Source organism: Saccharothrix algeriensis (assembly GCF_016907655.1).
GTDB classification, from domain to species: Bacteria; Actinomycetota; Actinomycetes; order Mycobacteriales; family Pseudonocardiaceae; genus Actinosynnema; species Actinosynnema algeriense.
In genome coordinates, this window is sequence record NZ_JAFBCL010000001.1 from 5,139,021 (window position 1) to 5,157,830 (window position 18,810).

General features: G+C 74.7%; 16 protein-coding genes. 5 read left to right on the top strand and 11 right to left on the bottom strand.

Translation table 11 applies throughout. The annotated features are described in order from the left end of the window. Positions 1–248 precede the first annotated feature (248 nt). From JOE68_RS23540 to JOE68_RS23550, 3 genes are read left to right on the top strand one after another with little or no spacing between them, the layout of a single operon-like run. Complete coding sequence (locus JOE68_RS23540; protein ID WP_204844448.1) at positions 249–3,326, top strand: nitrate- and nitrite sensing domain-containing protein; 3,078 nt, start codon at positions 249–251, stop codon at positions 3,324–3,326. Next, positions 3,323–3,745, top strand: coding sequence for a roadblock/LC7 domain-containing protein (locus tag JOE68_RS23545; protein ID WP_204844449.1), 423 nt, complete (start codon positions 3,323–3,325; stop codon positions 3,743–3,745). The genes JOE68_RS23540 and JOE68_RS23545 overlap by 4 nt, the downstream gene beginning before the upstream one ends. Before the next feature lie 38 nt (positions 3,746–3,783). Beyond that, the gene (locus tag JOE68_RS23550; protein WP_204844450.1) at positions 3,784–4,374 is read left to right on the top strand and encodes a GTP-binding protein; all 591 of its coding nucleotides are present in this window, start codon (positions 3,784–3,786) and stop codon (positions 4,372–4,374) included. Between the two features lie 54 nt (positions 4,375–4,428). On the opposite strand, the gene JOE68_RS23555 is transcribed toward JOE68_RS23550, so the two are convergent. From JOE68_RS23555 to JOE68_RS23570, 4 genes are all read right to left on the bottom strand, one after another. Beyond that, positions 4,429–6,447: a GGDEF domain-containing protein gene (locus tag JOE68_RS23555; RefSeq protein WP_204844451.1), complete on the bottom strand. Its 2,019-nt coding sequence runs from the start codon at positions 6,445–6,447 to the stop codon at positions 4,429–4,431. 952 nt (positions 6,448–7,399) lie between these two features. Next, on the bottom strand, positions 7,400–7,969 hold the full coding sequence (locus JOE68_RS23560; RefSeq protein ID WP_204844452.1) for a hypothetical protein: 570 nt from the start codon (positions 7,967–7,969) through the stop codon (positions 7,400–7,402). Then, positions 7,941–8,567, bottom strand: a complete 627-nt coding sequence (locus JOE68_RS23565; protein ID WP_204844453.1) for an RNA polymerase sigma factor — start codon at positions 8,565–8,567, stop codon at positions 7,941–7,943. Before JOE68_RS23565 ends, JOE68_RS23560 begins: the two co-directional genes overlap by 29 nt. A 72-nt stretch (positions 8,568–8,639) precedes the next feature. Next, entirely contained in the window at positions 8,640–9,842 is a 1,203-nt protein-coding gene (locus JOE68_RS23570) for a S8 family peptidase (protein ID WP_204844454.1), read from the bottom strand. Positions 9,843–9,917: 75 nt separating this feature from the next. Between JOE68_RS23570 and JOE68_RS23575 the strand changes: the two genes are divergently transcribed. Beyond that, positions 9,918–12,530 (top strand): CHAT domain-containing protein, encoded by a 2,613-nt coding sequence (locus JOE68_RS23575; RefSeq protein WP_204844455.1) that lies wholly within the window; start codon positions 9,918–9,920, stop codon positions 12,528–12,530. Positions 12,531–12,752: 222 nt separating this feature from the next. Here JOE68_RS23575 and JOE68_RS23580 read toward each other — a convergent pair whose 3' ends face one another. Together JOE68_RS23580 and JOE68_RS23585 are read right to left on the bottom strand one after the other, a co-directional pair. Beyond that, positions 12,753–13,112, bottom strand: a complete 360-nt coding sequence (locus tag JOE68_RS23580; RefSeq protein WP_204844456.1) for an STAS domain-containing protein — start codon at positions 13,110–13,112, stop codon at positions 12,753–12,755. 14 nt (positions 13,113–13,126) lie between these two features. Further along, the gene (locus JOE68_RS23585) at positions 13,127–14,236 is read right to left on the bottom strand and encodes a carboxylate-amine ligase (protein ID WP_307819845.1); all 1,110 of its coding nucleotides are present in this window, start codon (positions 14,234–14,236) and stop codon (positions 13,127–13,129) included. Positions 14,237–14,336: 100 nt separating this feature from the next. Between JOE68_RS23585 and JOE68_RS23590 the strand changes: the two genes are divergently transcribed. Then, entirely contained in the window at positions 14,337–15,299 is a 963-nt protein-coding gene (locus JOE68_RS23590; protein WP_204844458.1) for a DNA topoisomerase IB, read from the top strand. 84 nt (positions 15,300–15,383) lie between these two features. Here JOE68_RS23590 and JOE68_RS23595 read toward each other — a convergent pair whose 3' ends face one another. From JOE68_RS23595 to JOE68_RS23615, 5 genes are all read right to left on the bottom strand, one after another. Beyond that, the gene (locus JOE68_RS23595; RefSeq protein ID WP_204844459.1) at positions 15,384–16,316 is read right to left on the bottom strand and encodes a baeRF2 domain-containing protein; all 933 of its coding nucleotides are present in this window, start codon (positions 16,314–16,316) and stop codon (positions 15,384–15,386) included. 46 nt (positions 16,317–16,362) lie between these two features. Continuing rightward, a complete protein-coding gene (locus JOE68_RS23600; protein WP_204844460.1) occupies positions 16,363–16,734 on the bottom strand; it encodes a hypothetical protein in 372 nt (123 codons plus the stop codon). A gap of 21 nt (positions 16,735–16,755) precedes the next feature. Then, a complete protein-coding gene (locus JOE68_RS23605; protein ID WP_204844461.1) occupies positions 16,756–17,502 on the bottom strand; it encodes a SigB/SigF/SigG family RNA polymerase sigma factor in 747 nt (248 codons plus the stop codon). Next, positions 17,499–17,858, bottom strand: a complete 360-nt coding sequence (locus JOE68_RS23610; protein ID WP_204844462.1) for an ATP-binding protein — start codon at positions 17,856–17,858, stop codon at positions 17,499–17,501. Before JOE68_RS23610 ends, JOE68_RS23605 begins: the two co-directional genes overlap by 4 nt. Before the next feature lie 195 nt (positions 17,859–18,053). Then, positions 18,054–18,809 (bottom strand): NPCBM/NEW2 domain-containing protein, encoded by a 756-nt coding sequence (locus tag JOE68_RS23615; protein ID WP_204844463.1) that lies wholly within the window; start codon positions 18,807–18,809, stop codon positions 18,054–18,056. Between the last annotated feature and the right edge of the window lies 1 nt (position 18,810).

The following is an 18,810-nucleotide window of genomic DNA, read 5'->3' on the forward strand; positions in this document are numbered from 1 at the left end:
GGGTCGGGGGAGCCGCGCCGGGCTCCCCCGACCCCCGGACCGGGCCGATCGCGTGAAAATAGCGTGAACTCGCGCGTTAGCGATCGTTTAGCCCAGGTGGACCGATCGTGCGGCAGAATGGTTGATTTGCAAAATACCGCCTTCCTGGTCCGAACGGCGGTATGAAGACCGGGGTTTTTCCACCAAGATCCACCCGGTTTGTAGGGATGTGTCTTCAACTGGCTGGGGGGCTGGGGAGTGTGCTGACGGTGCGCGGTCACGACGACCACGCCTCCGGTGATGAACCGGAGCGGACTGAACCCGACGAGGTCGCGGAGGCCGCTCCGCCCGACCCGGGGCCGAGCACGGGCACCGCCGCGCCCGACGAGGGCGGCATCTCCCGGTGGCGCCTGCGCAACTGGCGGCTGCGCAGCAAGCTCGCCGTGGTGCTCCTGGTGCCGGCGCTGAGCACGCTGACCCTCGCCGGCCTGCGCCTGGACACCCAGCTCGACGACGTCGAGCTGTTCGGCAAGGTCCAGCGCGAACTGGAGCTGTCCGCGCAGGCCGCCGCGGTCGCCGACGCGCTGCAGCGGGAACGCGACGCCGCCGTGCTGTTCGTCGCCGGCGGTCGGGCCGACAACAGCGCCGAGCTGGTCGGGCGCTCGGCGAAGGTCGACCAGGAGGTCGGCAAGTACCGCGAGGTGGCCGACGCCGCCGCGGGCGTGGATGACAGCGTGCGCGACGCTTTCCAGAAGTCGTTGCAGTCGCTGGACGGCTTACCCTCGCTGCGCAACACCACGCTGACCACGAAGTACCCCGACATCTCGGTGTCCAGTGCGTACACCCAGGTCCTCAGCGCGCTGTCGCAGGTGCACCGCACCACGACGAGCAGCCTGAGCAACGAGACCGTCACCCCGCTCACCGGAGCCAACCTCGCGCTCTACAGCGCGAAGGAGCAGCTGTTCCGGCAGAACGCGATCCTGCTGTCCACCGCCAAGCGCGGCGAGTTCGCGCCGGGCCAGGTCAACGCCCTGCGCGCCGCCCAGTCCCGGTTGGAAGCGGCGCTGACCGACTTCGCCGCCACCGCCGGCCAGGAGAACCGCCAGCGGTACTCCGACGTGGTCTCCGGCGCCGCGGTGGACGCCCGCAGCCGGCTGGTGCAGCTCGCCCTGGTGCAGCAGGAGGAATCCGGCCAGGTGTCCATCTCCGACGCCGAGGTGCTGCGCGTCGGCGAGGAGACCGCCGGCCTCATCCGCACCGTCGCGCTGGACATCGAGGGCCAGGCCGACCGCGCCGCGGTGGACCTCACCGACGCCGCCAGCGCCTCCGCGTGGCGCGACGCGGCCCTGGTCGCCGTCGCGCTGCTGATCGCCTTCGCCCTGATGGCGTTCGTGGCGCGGTCGATGCTCACGCCGCTGCGCGTGCTGCGCCGCTCCGCGATGGACGTGGCCCGCAACCACCTGCCGGACGCCATCAAGCGCATCCGCACCCACCGCGACCCCGCCCGCGCCGCGGAGGAGTCGCTGGTGCCGGTGCCGATCCACACCACCGAGGAGGTCGGCCAGGTCGCGCGGGCGTTCGACGCCGTGCAGCGCGAGGCCGTCCGCCTGGCCGTCGAGCAGGTGGCGCTGCGCGCCAACGTCAACGACATGTTCATCAACCTCTCGCGCCGCTCGCAGGCCCTGGTCGAGCGGCAGATCACCGTCATCGACCGGCTGGAGCAGGACGAGCAGGACCCCGACCAGCTGGCCAGCCTGTTCGAGCTGGACCACCTGGCCACCCAGATGCGCCGCAACAGCGAGAACCTGCTGGTGCTCTCCGGCACGACGGTCAACCGCCGGGTCACCCGGCCGGTGCCGATCTCGGAGGTGCTCGGCGCGGCGGTGTCCGAGGTGGAGAAGTACGCGCGCGTGCAGGTGGCGCCCGCACCGGAGCTGAAGGTGCAGGGCCGCGTGGTCAACGACCTCGCCCACCTCATCGCCGAGCTGCTGGACAACGCGACCGCGTTCTCCAAGCCCACCACCAAGGTCACGGTGCGCGCCATAGAGACCCGGCGCGGCGAGGTGTCCATCCGCATCCACGACCGCGGTGTCGGCATGCAGGAGCAGGACGTCGTCGAGGCCAACGCCAAGCTCGCCGACCCGCCCGAGGTCGACGTCTCGGTGGCCCGCGAGATGGGCCTGTACGTGGTCGGCCAGCTGGCCAAGCGGCACGAGATCCGGGTGACGCTGACCAACAACGACGACATCGAGGGCGGTGTGACCGCGCAGGTCGTGCTGCCGGTCTCGCTGCTGCACCGCGGCCCCGAGCCGCTGCCCACCCGGCCCGCGACGCCGCCGCAGGCGGACGCGCCGGTGCTGGTGGACAGCGGCGTCGGGGTGCTCGCCGGCGTGCCGAAATGGACGCCGGACCAGCTGCCCGCGTCGTTCGGCCGCCCGGACCCGGCGCCGGCCGAGCCCACGTCGTTCCCGCACGCCCTGCCCGCGCAGGCCGAGGAGGGCGCCGACTACTTCGCCGTCGAGCAGACCTCCGCGGCGGACCTGTTCACCGCCACGGTGGAGGAGACCGTGCCGCCCGTCGAGGGCGCGATCGACTACTCCTACCCGGGCGCGGCCAGGCCGGCGCCCGCCCCGGTGGCGGAGGAGGACGACGCGTCCACCCAGCGGCTGCCGATCTACGAGGACGTGCTGTCGCGCTGGTTCCAGGGCGGCGAGGGAGCGGAGGCGGCGGTGCACGGACCACCCGGCGACGCGCCGTCCGGGACCGCCTCGGAGCGGACCGTGTACGCCGACCGCGCCGAGCTGGTCGGCACGGCCGGCGCGTCCGAGCAGACCGCCTACGCCGACCGCGCGGACCTGCTGGATGACGCCGACCAGCCGGCGGAGCGGGTGGAGCGGGTCGCGCCGGAGCCGACGGCCGCCGGGCTGCCCAAGCGGGCGCCCGCGCCGTCCCCGGTGCCCGCCAACCCGCCCGGCTGGGGGCCGGCCGACGGCGGCTGGGCCGCCGCCGGCAACGTGCTCAAGTCCGATGTGGACGACACGACGACCGCGGGCCTGCCCAAGCGGACCCCCAAGGCGCGCCTGATGCCCGGCTCGCTCGGCGGCCCGGCGCCCCGCGCCGCCGCACCGGCCGACCAGACCGCCGACGGCGCCTCGGCGACCTCCGCCGGCGTCGCCACCGCCGCGCCGCCGCGCCGCTCCGCCGACCGCCTGCGGCAGCGGTTCGCGACCTACCAGCGCGGCGTCCAACTGGGTCGTGAATCCGCCGATGACGACGGGATGCCCTGGGAGGGCCTGTCGTTCGGCGACTCGGACAACCCCGGCAACCAGACCAAGGAGCAGAAGTGACCCCCGCAGCCGAAGAACTCGACAACTTCAGTTGGCTGGTCGACGACTTCGTGAGCCGGGTCGCGGGCGTGGCGCACGCGATCGTGGTGTCCGCGGACGGCTTGTTGCTCGCCTCCTCGGAACGCCTGCCGCTCGACCGCGCGGAGCAGCTCGCGGCGGTGGCCTCCGGGCTGGTGAGCCTGAACCTCGGCGCGGCGCGCTGCTTCGAGGCGGGCGACGTGAAGCAGACGGTGGTGGAGATGGAGCGGGGCTACCTGTTCCTGATGTCCATCAGCGACGGCTCGTGCCTGGCCGTGCTGGCCGCGCCGAACTGCGACATCGGCCTCATCGGCTACGCCATGACCCGGCTGGTGGAGCGGGTGGGCGTGCAGCTCACCCCGGAGATCCGCTCGCAGCTGCACGTCGCGATGCGCGGTTGAGTCGCTTGCGGGGCACTTCTAGGGAAAGCGGAAGCAACATGAGCGGTGGTGCTCCCGGGCGGCCGGGCACGCCGAGCCTGTCGGTGACCTCGACCAAGATCGTGGTGGCCGGCGGGTTCGGCGTCGGCAAGACCACGTTCGTCGGCTCGGTGTCGGAGATCGTGCCGCTGACCACCGAGGCGGTGATGACCGAGGCCAGCGTCGGCGTGGACGACCTGTCCAGCACGCCGAACAAGATGACCACCACGGTGGCCATGGACTTCGGCCGGGTCTCGCTGGACAGCGACCTCATCCTGTACCTGTTCGGCACGCCCGGCCAGCACCGCTTCTGGTTCATGTGGGACGACCTGGTGCGCGGCGCGATCGGCGCGGTGGTCCTGGTGGACACCCGGCGGCTGTCCGACGCGTTCGCCTCCATCGACTTCTTCGAGGACCGCGAACTGCCTTACGTGGTCGGGGTGAACTGCTTCGACGGCCTGCTGCACCACCGCATCGAGGACATCCGGGAAGCGCTGACCATCGACGAGGCGGTGCCGATCGTGCCGTGCGACGCGCGCAACCGGCAGTCGACCAAGCAGACGCTGATCACGTTGGTGCAGCACGCGATGCGGCTGCCGACGTTCGCCTGAGGACCGGCGTCCCGGCGGGCCGCGCGCCGCGGTCCCGCCGGGACGACCGGGCCGTCACCACCGCACGGCCAGGTCCGCTCCCGGCGCCGCGCCGACCACCAGGACGCCGGCCGCCCGCAGCAGCGGGGCCACCAGCGCCAGCGCCTCCCGGGCCAGCGGCTCCTCCGGCGGCACGTCCGACTCGACGCCGTGCAGCCCGTGCCGCTGCACCAGCGACAGCTCCGGCAGGGCGCAGGTGAAGCCGTGCAGCAGCCGCCGCACACCCATGTCCGCCAACGTGGTCAGGTTGTCCTCCACCACGTCCAGCCCGTCCGGCAGGCTGCCCGCCGCCAGGCTCAGCCACAGCGCCGAGGGCGCCAGCCCGGAGGCCCGCAGCGCTTCGGCGACCACCGCCGCCAGGTCCGGGTCGCGCGACTGGTCGACCGACAGCCGCACCAGCACCGGCAGCCGCTCCAGCGCCGCGAACGAGCACGCCTCGTCCAGCAGCCAGTGGCCCAACTGCCCGCTCAGCCCCAGCACGTCGGCGAACGCGAGGCAGTCCTCGTGGCCGACGACGCCGAACTCCGCCTCGTCCCACCGCAACCGGGCCGCCACCGCCGCCCGCTCGCCGGCCGCCGGCCCGCCGACGCGCTCCACCGGCCGGTAGTCGATGGCGATCTCGCCGTTCTCCAGCGCGCCGGGCATCGTGGCCATCAGCGACAGCCTCGTGCGGTCGCGGGCGTCCTGGCCCGCGTCGTAGATCCCCCACTGGCCCTTGCCGCCGCTCTCCGCCCGCCGCAGCGTGCTGTGCGCCTGGCGCAGCAGCGACATCGCGTCCGCGCCCTTGGCCGACGTGCGCACGAAACCCATGCCCGCCGACACCCCGACGCCGTGGCCCGCCAGGTAGACCGGTTCGGACAGCTCCGCGTCGATCGCCTCGGCCAGCGCGGAGATGCTCGGCGTGCCGGGGGAGTCCTCGATCAGCACCACGAACTCGTCGCCGCCGATGCGGGCGACCGTCGCGTCCTCGCCCTCCACCACGGCGGTCAACCGCTGCGCCACGACCCGGAGCAGTTCGTCCCCCGCCTCGTACCCGAGGCCGTCGTTGACGATCGCCACGCTGTCCACGTCCAGGTAGCACAACGTGACCGAGCCCGGCCGGTTGAGCGCGCGCTCCAGCCGCGGCAGGAAGCTCTGCCGGTTGGGCAGCCCGGTCAGCACGTCGTGCAGCGCCTGGTGCCTCAGGTAGTCGCGCAGCACCCGCTGCTCGGTCACGTCCTCGACCACCGCCACCCGCGACCGCGGCTCACCGCTGCTGTCGCGCACCAGGGTCAGCGTCACGTTCGTCCACAGCGGATCGCCCTGCGGACCGGCGAAGCAGTGCTCGAACCGCGTGCTGTCACCGGGCATCGCCGTCCACGCGGCCCGTAACGCGGCCAGGTCGGCGGGCTCGAACAGCTCCTCCGGGGCCAGGCCGGGGTTCTCCGCGGCCTCCTCGCCGCGCCCGAGCATCCGCACCAGCGCGGAATTCGCCTCGACCACCGCGACCGCCGGGTCGAAGATCGCGACACCCAGGGCCGACGAGGAGAACAACCGGCGGAACCGCGCCTGGCTGTCGTTCAGCTCCCGGCGCGTCCCGTCCAGCTCCTCGCGCACCGCTTCGAGCTCGTCGCGGACGTCCTCCAGCCCTCCCCGGACCTCCTCCTGCTCCGCCACGAGCCTGCGCTCCACGGCCTCCGCGAAGCCCTCGGCGACCGCGCCCAGCACCGCCGCCACCCGCTCGGCCGGCAGGCCGGCCAGCGCCGTCCCCAGCACCTCCACGGCACGCCCCAGGACCGCCGACCCGGTGAACCCCGCGGACACCAGCCACCGCCCCACCTCCGCCGCGTCCCGCACCGCGTCCTGCGGCGGCGTGGCCGGGTCGGTCAGGAGGCACAGGTGGTGGGCCAGCCGCGCGCGGACCGCGGAGCCGTCCACCGGCGCGCGCGAGCCGGCGAGCAGCTCGCCGGCCCAGCGCTCGGCGACCTCCGCACGCGCGACATCCGCCGCGGAAGCGTCTCCCGAAGCTCGCTCTGCTGGTGCCGAATCGGTCATCGAGGAAAGGGGGCGCATATGATCGGGTCCGCAAATCTTGCGGACCCGACCCACCCCGCGTCAAGGTTTTCTGCCGATTGCCGCGCACGAGTTGGCGCGCCCCTCGGGCGACGACCCCGCGGACGGGCGCGGAGCGGCCGAAGTCGAGCACTCGACACATCTCTCGCGCCCACACCACCACTTCGGCTCCACGAAGCCCCCGACGCCCCCGGCACTCCCGCGAAGACTCACCGACACCACCCGAGCACCGCCCCCAGGTCGCTTGTGGCTCTCGGCACGCCCCGTGCAGCCCGGTGCCTTCGTGTTCTCCCCGTATGGCCTGCCCGGAGGGCTACCATGCTTTCTCGGGGAGGGCAAGCACGCTTTTCGCTTGCCCTCCCCGAGAAAGCATGGTTGTCTTTGACAGGCCATACGGGGAGAACACGACCGCTGTTTCTTTTCCTTCTCCTTGGCGGCCTGCCTGTCCGGCGAGGACTCTTTTAAGCTCTTCAGCTTAGATCCGTACCGCACCAATTCTTACCCAGATCGGTGCGCGACCCAAGTATGAAGAGCGGCCGAGAGGCCCCCAAGGAGGAGGAAAAGCAAGAGCGGTCGTGTTCTCCTCCCCGCACGGCCTGCCGAAGGCAATCAGATTTGTCGAGGGCTGTCAAGCGAAGAGCGTGCTTGACAGCCCTCGACAAATCTGATTGGGCTGCGCCCAGGCCGTACGGGGAGGAGAACACGAAGGCACCGGTATGCGCACTGGGTGCGGCACTCCTGTGTGGAAATCGCAGAGGTGCGCTGGTGGTGTGTGGAAAGCAGCGGGGGTGTGCCTCTGTGTCGGCCCGGGGGAATGTGGCCCGGGGGAATGTGTAGAGCGTGAAAGTGCAAAGCCGGTGGAAGGAGCCGTCCGGCTGCCGAGCCCCGACCGGCTCGGCAAGCCGTCAGCCCCCTGGGCACGGACCCGCTGCCACTAGACGCAGATCCACTCGGTCACCATCGTCGTCCCGTCGGCCTCGATGCGGAACCGCACGGGACCGGGCGGGGGCGGGCCGAGCAGGAAGCAGCCCAGCTCGTCCAGCTCCGCCTCCTCCACCGGTCCGCCCGCCGTGAACAGCGCGACCCGGCCCTGCCGCGCGGGCAGGACCTGGCCGGCCACGCCGGCTTCGGTGACCTCGACCTGCACCGAGATCCTCTCGGCGTTCCCCTCGGCGTTCCCCTCGGCAGACCTTTCGGAGAACCCTCCAGGGGCTCCTTCCACGGCCTTGTCCGGGGCGCCTCGTGCGCCTCCCTCGAAGGAGCCCCCGGCGTCGAACACCAGCTGCCGCGCGGTCAACGCCGCGCGGGCCCGGTTCGCCAGTTCGGGGTCCATGGTCGAGTCGTAGCTCGTCAGCAGCACCACCAGCTCGGCGTCGACGGTGCGCCACGCGAACGCCGCGCGGCCCGCCTCGACGAACTCCTCCGGCACGGTGCGCGCCTCGGCCAGTGCCTCGGCCAGCTCGCGCAGCAGCACCTCATCGCTTCCCCACTCGGGATCGTTCACCGACCACACCCCCTCCACCGACCGACCGCGGGTCCAGGACCCCCGACACCGCGGGCGTCCTGCGCAACTTCTCCAAGCACCGGATGCGGGTCGGCCCGATGCTGCCGACCGGCATCGCCAGCTCCTCGCCGACCGCCGCGTAGCTGGGCGGCGGGTCGGCCATCAGCTTGGCCAGCAGCGCCCGGCACTGCTCGGACAGCATCCGGAACCCGTCGCGCAGCGCCTGCCGCCGCTGCGCCGACTCCATCTCCTCCGCCAGGTCCGCCACCGCGTCGACCGGGCTGGCCGGCTCGTCGTCGGACAGCGGGTCGTACGGCCGCGTGCGCTGCTGCGCCCGCAGCATCCGCAGGCACTCGTTGCGGGCGGTCGTGGCGATCCATCCGGGCAGCGCTTCGGGTTCGCGCAGCCGGCCGATCTGCTCGACCAGGCGCAGCCACACCGTCTGGTTGACGTCGGCGGCGTCCGCCGGGCGCAGCCGGTGCCGGTGGACCACGGAGAGCACCAGCGGCGTGTAGCGGTCGACGATCTCGTTCCAGGCCCGCTGGTCGCCCTGCGCCGCCGCGCCCACCAGCGCGGCGATGGGGGGTGCAGGGGTCACGGCCTCTCCCGGGCTCGGGTCTCCTCGTCACTTCCACGTGCTGCGGAGGACGGACGTCGTCACCGAATACGTCTAGTCCACCAGGATCCCGTATCCCGGGAAGAACGGCGTCCCGGCGAGCAGCAGGTCCCGGGCGGCGAACGCGGACAGGCCGTGCGTCGTCATGGTCTCCGCGATCCGGCCGGACACGTGCGGCGCGGCGAACGACGTGCCCAGCCAGTACGCCCAGCGGTCGTAGGCGTCGACCACCGGGTCGCCCGGCAGGGCCCACCGGCCCCGCAGGTAGGTGCTGGTGCGGTTGCCCACCGCGCACGCGTCCACCCAGTGCCCGGAGTTCGAGTAGCACGCCGGCGCCCGGCTGCCGTCCCGCTCCTGGGCGACCGCGGCGACGGCGACCACGCGCGGCAGCGCGGCGGGCCAGCTCGGGCGGTGGGTGCCCTGGTTGCCCGCCGACGCGACCACCACGGCCGTCTCGGCCAGCCGGTGCACCGCCCGGCGGACCGGCTCGGGGGCCACGTCGTCCTGGGTGAAGCAGCCCAGCGAGAGGTTGACCACCTGCACCCGCTCGTCGAACGACGACAGCGCCCGGACCAGGTCCTCCTCGGTGCCCAGCCCGGACGGGTCCAGCGCCTTCTCCGGGTCGAGCCGGGCGCCCGGCGCGGCCTGCCGGACCACGCCCGCGACGAACGTGCCGTGCCCGCCCTGCAACGCGAACACGTCGTCGTGCGCGTAGGCGGCGTCGACCTCCTCGGACCGGGCCAGGAACGCGCCGCCGAGCCACTGCGGGTGGTCGGTCGCGGCGGTCCGCGAGATGCCGGTGTCCACGACGCCGACGACCACGCCCTTGCCCCGGGCCTCGGAGCCCGGCGCCGGGTCCGGCAGCGGCGCGGCGACGTGCGGCGGCTGCCCCGGGTGGCCGTGCATGTTGCCGCCGTGGCCGACCACCGCGTGGTGCGGCTGGACGAACGGCACCCGTTCGCCCGGCCACTGCCGGGGGTCGCGCAGCAGGCGGACGATGGCCGGCACGTCGTCGGGGTTGCGGGGCAGGACCAGCCGCGCCACGCCCCCGAAGTCCCGGCCGCGCTCGTTGGCGATGCCGCTGTGCGCCAGCTTCCGCGCCACCCGCTCGACGTCCTCGGGGATCGTCAGCAGCTCCCGCGCGACGAAGAGGAACTCCCGGCCGCGCTCGGGGTGCAGCCGGAGGTCCTTGTGCTCCCGGATCGACTGCTCGAACGCTCTCCGGTACAGCTCTGGGCGGTTCGACGATCCGGACACCACGGCCTCACCACGACGTCGAGGGTGCGAAGCTTGATCAAGCTACCACAGCGTTCCCGGTAATATGGTGTGTCCGTGGCCGGGGTTTCCGCCGCCGCTGCACTGGAAGCCCGGCAACGGGACCCGCACGCGGCACTGGTGATGGGCCGTTCGGCGCTGCGGGCCGCGCGGGCGGCCGGTGACGCCCCGGAGGCGTCGGTCGCCGAGCGCGCGATCGGGCTGTCGCTGCGGGAGCTGCACGACTTCGACGGCGCGCTGCGCCACCTGCGCCGCGCGGTGCGGATCGCCGAGCGGGCCGGTTCGGGCCGGCTCGCGGCGCTGGCCCGGGTGAGCCTCGCGTTCGTGCTGTCCAACACCGGGCGGCACGCGCAGGCGCTGCGCGCGATCAACGCGGCGCTGCCGGCGCTGCGCGGCGTGGACGCCGACTACGCGCGGATGCAGCGCGGCCTGGTGCTGCACTACCTGTGCCGCTACGACGAGGCGCGGCGGGAGTACAACTGGGCGATCGAGGCCGCCCGCCGCGACGGCGACAGGTTGGGCGAGGCCCGCGCCCGCAACAACCGCGGCCTGCTCAGCGCCTACACCGGTGGCCTGCGCGCGGCCGACGAGGACTTCGACCGGGCCGCCGCGCTGTACCGGGAGCTGGACCAGGAGCTGGCCGTCGCGGACGTGCGGTGGAACGCGGGCATCTCGGCGTCGCGCGCCGGCGACGTGCCGCGCGCGCTGACCATGTTCGCCGAGGCCGAGCGCGAGTACCGGCGGCTGGAGGTGCCGCGGCCGGCGCTGCTGATCAACCGGCTGGAGCTGCTGGTGTCCGTGCCGCTGCTGGAGGAGGCGCGCGCGGCGGCCGACCGGGCGCTGGCGGAACTGGGCAAGAGCCTGGTCCTGGCGCGGTCGGAGGCGTTGTTCTACCGCGCCCGCATCGCCCTCGCGGAGGGCGACCTGGAGCTGGCCGTGCGCACGGCAGTGTTGGCGCGCAAGGGTTTTCGCCGCGAGAAGCGCGAGGTGTGGGAGGTCGGCGCGCGGCACCTGGAGCTGCGCGCGGCCTACCTCGGCGGCGACCGGTCGCGGTCGCTGTGCGCGGCGATGGCGCGGGTGGCCTCGCGGTTGGCCGAGCTGGGGTCGCGGATGGCGGCGCTGGAGGCGCGGGTGGACGCCGCGCTGATCGCCCGCGAGCTGGGCGACCGGCGGCGCGCGCTGGCCGAGCTGGCGGCGGCCGGCGCGGCGCGGCGGCGCGGCCCGGCGGCGCACCGCGTGCAGGGCTGGTACGCCGAGGCGCTGCGGCGCGACCTGGAAGGCAACCCGCGGGGCGCGCAGAGCGCGCTGCGGCGCGGGCTGGCGCTGCTGGACGAGTACCGGGTGTCGCTGGGCGCGGCGGAGCTGCGGGCGCTGAGCGGGGCGCAGGGCGAGGCGCTGGCGCTGGAGGGCCTGCGGTCGGCCGTCGCGAGCGGGCACGCGGGCCGGGTGCTGGGCTGGGTGGAGAGCTGGCGGGCCGGCGCGCTGCGGATGCGGCCCGCGCGCCCGCCGGAGGACTCGGGCCTGGCCGACGCGCTGGCCGAGCTGCGGGCGGTGACCGCGGACCTCGACTCGGCCCTGCTGGCGGGCGGGCCGACGGCGGCGCTGCGCCAGCGGCAGCTGCGCGGCGAGCAGCGGGTGCGCGAGCTGGCCAGGCGGACCAGCGGCGGGGGAGCGGTCGACCGGGTGCCCGCGGTGCGCGACCTGGCGTGGGCGCTGGCGGACGCGGCGCTGGTGGAGTACCTGGACTTCGAGGGCGCGCTGCTGGCCGTGGTGGTGGCGGGCGGGCGCGCCTCGCTGCACCGGCTGGGCCCGGTGGCGGGCGCGGTGCGGGAGATCCGCCTGCTGCGCTTCGCCCTGCACCGCCTGGTGACGCTGCCCGCGCACGTGGCGAAGGCGGCCGTGCGGGCGGGCGCGGAGCACGCGGCGGCCCTGCTGGACCGCCGGCTGCTGGCCCCGCTGCGCCGCCGGCTCGACGGCCGCCCGCTGGTGCTCGCCCCGACCGGCGCGCTGGGCGGCCTGCCGTGGTCGGCGCTGCCGGGCTGCCGCTGCCGCCCGGTGACGGTCGTGCCGTCGGCGACGGTGTGGCTGCGCGCGTTCTCCTCGTCCCCGGTGCCGCACGACCGCGCCGTGCTGGCCGCCGGGCCGCGGCTGCCCGCCGCGCCCACCGAGATCACCGCCATCGCGCCGCTCGCCGGCGCCGCCTCGGTGCTGGTGGGCGCCGCGGCGACGGTGGACGCGGTGGCGTCGGCGATGGACGGCGCGCCGCTGGCCCACGTGGCGGCGCACGGCTCGTTCCGGGCGGACAACCCGCTGTTCTCGGCCCTGGAGCTGGCCGACGGGCCGCTGACGGTCTACGACCTGGAGCGCCTGCGCAGGCCGCCCGCGCGGGTCGTGCTGTCGGCGTGCGACTCGGGGCGGTCGGCGGTGCGGCCGGGCGACGAGCTGATGGGCTTCACGGCGGCGCTGCTGGGCCTGGGCACGCGGACGCTGGTCGCGCCCGTGGTGCCCGTGCCGGCGGACGTGACCACACCGCTGATGGTCGACCTGCACCGGCGGCTGGGCCGCGGCGAGCCGCCCGCCGAGGCGTTGGCCGCCGCGCGGGAGGCGCACGTGGACGGTGGGGACGCGGCGTTCGCCGCCAGCGTCGGGTTCCTGTGCTTCGGGGCTTGAGGCCCGCCGCGGGAGCCGGGGGGATCCCGCCGGCCGGTGCGCACACCGCGGTCGCGGGTCGTGCTGCCGGGCGACCGGGCGGATGCCGAGCCGACGACCGGGTTCACCGCGGCCCGGCCCGCGGGCCGGTGACGTCGGCCGGGGCTGACGGGCCGGCACGCGGAGGGGCGCACTGCCCCCGGGGGGCGGTGCGCTGCGCCTGCCGCGTGGCCGGCCGAACCGCTACACCTTCGTCAGGGCCTCGTCCACGGACTCGACGATGGTGAACACCGTCGCGAGGCCGGTCGCCTGGATCGGGCGCAGGACCGCCCGCCCGGCCGCGACCAGCAGCAGCGGGACACCCAGCTCGTCCGCCCGCTTGCTGCCGGTGACCAGGGCCTCCAGGCCCGCCGAACCGAGGAACCGGACCTGGAGCAGGTCGACCACCACGGCCCGCACACCCTCCGCGAGGGTGCTCTTCAGCGGTTTGGCCAGCTCGTCCGCACTGCTCGTGTCCAGTTCGCCCGACACGTGCAGCACCACCACACCGTCCGCGGGCTGGTCGACCCGGACGGACGCGAGCGTTGCCGCGGGTTCTGGCACGCCGGTCTCCTCTCTCATCGCGCACCGCCCGTGCGGTGCGAGGTCCACGGTAGTCCGGGGTGGCCTTCGGCGGTGGTCGCGGCCAGCACCCGGTCGACCAGTTCCCGCGGGTCGCCCGAGTCGCCCAGCGCCCGCCGCTGCCGCGCCGCGCCGGTCCCGTGGGCGCGCAGCCACTCCAGGTGCTCCTCCACGGTCGCCAGCGCCCCGGCGTCGCGCAGCGCGTCCGCGCACCGGGCCACCAGCTCGGCGGCCACCTCCCGCGCGGGCGCCAGCCGCCCGGAGCGCGGGTCGACCGCCAGGCCGTCCAGCCCGTCCCGCGCGGCGCGCCAGTAGGCGGCGCGCAGCAGCACGTCGTCCACCCGCTCGGGCTCTTCGGCCGAGGTGGCCGCGGTGCGGGCGAAGGCCCTGACCAGCTCGGCGATGACCACGGCCTCGTGCGCGGTCTGCGGGGTGTCGGCGACCCGGACCTCGACGGTCGGCACGTGCGAGGAGGGCCGCGCGTCCCAGTAGACCATCTTGGCGTCGAGCACGACCTCGGTCTGCACCAGCGTGCCCACCAGGCGGTCGTACTGCTCGGCGGACCCCAGGTGCGGCGGAGGCCCGCCGACCGGCCAGCGCGACCAGACGATCGAGCGCCAGCTCGCGTACCCGGTGTCCTCGCCGTCCTCGATCGGCGAGTTCGCGCTCAGCGCGAGCAGCGTCGGCAGCCACGGCCGCAGCGCGGTGGAGATCCGGACGGCCGTGTCCCGGTCGGGCACGCCGACGTGGACGTGCATCCCGCACACGCCCTGCCCGCCGAGCATCTTGCGGTGGGTGAACTCCATCAGCCGGTAGCGGCGCTCGTCGGTCAGCGGCGACGGCCCGGCGTCGCCCAGCGGCGGGACGCCCGCCGCGAGCAGCCGGCAGCCCGCCTCCTGCGCGGCCTTGGCCAGGTGGGTGCGGCCGAGGAGGACCTGCTCGGCCAGCTCGGCGGAGGTCCGGCAGACCGGCGTGGCGAACTCGATCTGGAACGGCGTCAGCTCGCGCTGCACGTCGAACTCGGCGCCGGAGTGCCGCGCGACCTGCTCGGCCTCGGGCACCGGGCGGCGCGTCTCCGGGTCGACCAGGAAGAACTCCTGTTCCACGCCGACTGTCCACGGCTGTGTCATGGGCGTCCCATACCCGGATCGGGCGGGTTTCAACCCAGGAAGTTTCGGCCCGTGCCCACGCGGGCACCACGCGGGGGTGAGACTGCGGCGCAGCGACCCGAGCGGCCCCGGCTGGCGGCGTCGCCGCCGCGGGCGGGGCTTCAGCTACACCGACGCCGACGGCGCCGTGCCCGACGCCGAGGAGTTGGCGCGGATCAAGTCACTGGTCATCCCGCCCGCGTGGCGGGACGTGTGGGTGTGCCCGCACGCGAACGGCCACCTGCAGGCGGTGGGCACCGACTCGGCCGGCCGCCGCCAGTACCTCTACCACGACCGCTGGCGGCAGGAGCGCGACGAGGAGAAGCACGACCGGGTGCTCGGCCTGGCGCCGGCGCTGCCCGGGTTCCGGGCGGAGGTCGCGCGGGCGCTGCGCGGGCGCGGGCGCGGGCACGACCGGGTGGTGGCGGTGGCGCTGGCCATGCTGGACCGGGGCGTGTTCCGGGTCGGCGGGGAGTCCTACGCGGAGGACAACGGCACGCACGGCGTCGCGACCCTGCTGTGCTCGCACGTCTCCGTGCGCGGGTCGACGGTGCACTTCTGCTACCCGGCCAAGGGCGGCATCCAGTTCACCACCAGCGTGTCCGACGCCGATCTCGCGCGTGCGGTGAAGTCGTTGCTGCGCAACCGCTCCGATGAGGACCGGCTGCTGGTGGACGACTCCAGCCGGGGCGTGACCGCGGAGGACGTCAACGAGCGCTTCAAGCAGCTCGTCGGCGAGGAGCACTCGGTGAAGGACCTGCGGACCTGGCACGCGACCGTGCTGGCCGCCGTGGCGTTCGCCGAGAGCGACCGGCCGGCGTCCAAGCGCGGGCGCAAGGGCGTGGAGGCGGCGGTGATGCGCGAGGTGTCGGAGAACCTGGGCAACACGCCAGCCGTCGCGCGCAAGTCCTATGTGGACCCTCGGGTCGTGGCCCTGTACAACAAGGGCAAGGTCCTGTCCGACACCAAGGGCGATCGGCAGACCGTCGAGAAAGCGGTGGTGGAACTGCTGGGCGGCTGAAGACCCCGTCCGTCCACTGTGGACCAACCAGTAATCTGTGCGTCCGTCCACTGCGCACAGACTAGGGTTCCGCGCCGGTCGGCCTCACGCGGCGAGCAGGGCTCCGACGTCCTCGCGCAGCTGCACCGCACCGCCGACGAGGGCGATGTCCGCCCCGCACGCCGCGGCCAGCAGCGGCAGCACCTCGTCGGCCCGGCCGCCGTCGACCGACCGCGCGCCCACCAGGGCGTCGGTCAGCAGCAGCGTCTCGACCGCCTCGTTCGCCAGGGCCTCCCGCACCGCCGCCAGGCCGTGCACCGCGCGGCCGGTCAGCCCCGCCGACTCGTCCCGGAACCGCTGCGCCACCGCCCGCCGCCGGTCCTGGTTGGCCCGGCCCGCCAGGTGCAGCACCGCGCGGTCCGGCGAGCCCTCCACCTCCACGACGAGGTGGTGGTAGCGGTCGGGCAGCGCCACCCGCAGCGAGCGGCGCGTCGGCAGCGGCCCCGCGAGCACCAGCAGCGGCGCGGACAGGCGGTCCACCAGGGTGGTGGCCTCCTGCGCCACGTCGGCCAGCTCGGCGGCGCCCCACGGCCGGCCAGGCCGGCGCGCGCCCACCGAGGCGACGGCCACCGGCCGGCCGCTCGGGTCGACGCCGCGCAGCTCCGCGCCGTGCTCGTCCACCTGCACGACCACGTGCGGCAGCAGGGGCTCGGACAGGTCCACCAGCGGCAGCAGGTAGGGCAGCGGGCCGAAGCGGGCGGTGTACCCGGGCGGCGGCACGGGCAGGTAGCGGTCGACCAGCACCCGGTCACCGGCCGCGACGAGGCCGCGCCCGGCGCGGGGCGACCGGCCGGGCGCGGGGAGGGTGGCGCGGACCGCCGACTCGACCACCGCCAGCAGCGCCGGGTCGGCGCCCGCCCCGTCGAGCTGGTCGCGGACCGCTCGCCAGCGCAGGTCCAGGTGATCGCTCACGTCGAGGTAGACCGACACGAACGGCCCATCGACCCCCACGACCTCGTGCCAGCCAGTGGTGTGCATCCCGCTCCTCCCGTCGCCCTCACCGACGGATGTACCCGGTGGCGCACTAGGGCAACCGTCGCGCGCGCCGCCGGTGGGAAGCCCTCGCGCGCTGCTCGCACCACACGCAGCTCAACGCGATCGCCACGGACGTGAAGCCGATCAGCAGGTGCACCCCGTTGCCGAGCGCGCCCGCGTCCAGCGGACCGCCCGGGTCACCCCCCGCGTACGCGAACACCACGAGGAACACCACGCCCAGCAGCGTGCCGACGAAGCGGGCCGTCCGCACCCGGGACACGGCGGCCAGCACCGCCAGACCGGTGATCGAGTGCAGCAGCGCCAACGGCTCGCGGTCGGCGGCCACGTCGGCCAGCGACCACAGCAGCAGCAGCGCGCCGAGCGCCAACGTCGTGCGCTGGGGCCAGGAAAGGTTCGTCATGGCCGACTCTCCTCAAGGTCGTCACCCGTCGTCGAGCAGGCTCCGCAGCCGGGCCAGCGAACGGCTCAGCAGCCGCGACACGTGCATCTGGGACACGCCCACCGAGTCGGCGATCTGGCTCTGGGTCATGTTGCGGAAGAACCGCAGGACGACGATCCGCCGCTCGCGCCGGGGCAGCCCGCGCAGCATCGGGTCCAGCGCGTGCTGCAGCTCGACCACCTCCAGCGCCGGGTCGTCGCACACCAGCTCGTCGGTGCTGTCCAGCTCGCCGCCGACGACCAGCTCGTCCAGCGACAGCAGGTGGTGCGCGGAGGTGGCGTGCAGCCCCTCGTAGACCTCGTCCAGCCCGATGCCCAGGTGCCGGGCCACCTCGCTGGGCTTGGGCGAGCGGCCGGTGCGGCGGGCCAGCTCCACCCGCGCCGAGTCGATGGCGACGCACAGCTCCTTGAGCCGCCGGGGGACCCGCACCGCCCAGCCCTGGTCCCGCAGGTAGCGGCGGACCTCGCCGGTGATGGTGGGCACCGCGAACGCCAGGAAGTCGATGCCGCGCGCCGCGTCGAACCGGTCGACGGCGTGGATCAGGCCCAGCGCCGCCACCTGCCGCAGGTCCTCCGCGCTCTCGCCGCGCTCGGCGAACCGGTCGGCGATGTGCCTGGCCAGCGGCAGGTGCTCGGTCACCAGGTGGTCGCGCAGCTGCGCGTACCGGGAGCCGTCGCGCTGGGTCGCCGCCAGTTCCACGAACAGCGGTTGGTAGTCGACGGCGTTCATGCCCGGCACCTCAGCTCGACGTGCAGCAGGCCGTCCCCGTCCACCCAGGTGGCCACGGTGTCGGTCACCGAGCGGACGACCCGCCAGTACAACGAGCGGTGGTCGGGGACGGTCACGGCCGCGGACGGCACCTGTGCGCGAAACCGAACCGAGTCGCCGTCCAGCACGAACCGGCAGGCCAGCTCGGCGTGCCGGCGGGCCCTGGTGATCAGCGCCGTGCACGCCTCGTCCACCGCGATGACCAGGTCGACGGCGAGTTCGGGGGTGGACCGGGCGAGTGCGCCCGCGACGGCGCGGACCGTGGACAGGTGCGCGGGCCGGGCCTCCAGCCTGAGTTCCACCTCCGTGCTGTCCATGGCAAGCGCATACCCGAGCGGGGGGTCGGCTACACCCGGTCCACACTGGACGGACGGTCGGAATCGTGAAAGCGCGACCCCGGTCGGCCACCGGCGGGTGACCGCCGGTGGTCACCGGTCACGGAACCGGCGCCACGCCGGTCGCCGCCCGGTTCGCGTGTGGACCCTCCCGCCGGGGCGCGCCCCGGCGGCCGGTCACCCCGCCCGGGTCAGCAACGGGTCGGCGAACACCCCGACGCGTTCCGGGCCGGGGCACGTGCTGGTGTCGCCGGCGGGCGGCTGCACGCCGATCACGAGCCGGGTGACGCCGGCGACCGGCACGTCCACCGGCTGCGGCGCCCTGCCCACCTCCGGCAGGTCGACGGCCCGGTGGCCGTCGGTCAGCACGTAGAAGCGCAGCGGCCTGGTCTCGGCGGACCGGTCGGAGATCCCGGTCAGCGCCGAGAACCGGGCGTACTCCCCGTCGAGGGCGAATTCGAGCCGGGTGGTCCCGCACCACGCGCCGGTGGCGGCCAGCGCGCGTCCGCGCGGAACGCCCGCCAGGTGCTCCTCGCCGCTCGTCCACAGGTTCCCGTCCGGGTCGTCCCGCACCGGTCGCAGGTCCGTCAGCGCGACGGTGCCCGGGGGCTGCGCCGTGCGCGCGCCGCCGAGCGGGTCCGTCCCGGTCGCGGTGGTGCTCGCCGGGGGCGGCGGCGCGGCGTCGGCGGGCTCGCGCGCGCCCCGGCCGCCGAGCGCCACGACCAGCGCCAGCGCCAGCGCCGACGCCACGGCCGGCCAGGCCGCGGACCCGCCCGGCGACCGCCCGCGGGCGGTCGCGAGGACGGCCGCGCCGATCGCCAGGCAGGCCACCGCGCCGGCGGCGCCGAGCAGGGCCGTGGGCAGGGTCAGGGCGGCGAGGAGGGCGGCGGAAAGGCTCGTCGCGACACCGGCCCAGTGGAGCAGGAAAACCATT

What these genes read in the sequence shown, in the direction of transcription:
- JOE68_RS23610 (WP_204844462.1), bottom strand. Translation starts at nt 17,858, where the DNA reads ATGGACAGCACGGAGGTGGAACTCAGGCTGGAGGCCCGGCCCGCGCAC.
- JOE68_RS23555 (WP_204844451.1), bottom strand. Translation starts at nt 6,447, where the DNA reads ATGACCGATTCGGCACCAGCAGAGCGAGCTTCGGGAGACGCTTCCGCG.
- JOE68_RS23605 (WP_204844461.1), bottom strand. Translation starts at nt 17,502, where the DNA reads ATGAACGCCGTCGACTACCAACCGCTGTTCGTGGAACTGGCGGCGACC.
- JOE68_RS23550 (WP_204844450.1), top strand. Translation starts at nt 3,784, where the DNA reads ATGAGCGGTGGTGCTCCCGGGCGGCCGGGCACGCCGAGCCTGTCGGTG.
- JOE68_RS23600 (WP_204844460.1), bottom strand. Translation starts at nt 16,734, where the DNA reads ATGACGAACCTTTCCTGGCCCCAGCGCACGACGTTGGCGCTCGGCGCG.
- JOE68_RS23595 (WP_204844459.1), bottom strand. Translation starts at nt 16,316, where the DNA reads ATGCACACCACTGGCTGGCACGAGGTCGTGGGGGTCGATGGGCCGTTC.
- JOE68_RS23615 (WP_204844463.1), bottom strand. Translation starts at nt 18,809, where the DNA reads ATGGTTTTCCTGCTCCACTGGGCCGGTGTCGCGACGAGCCTTTCCGCC.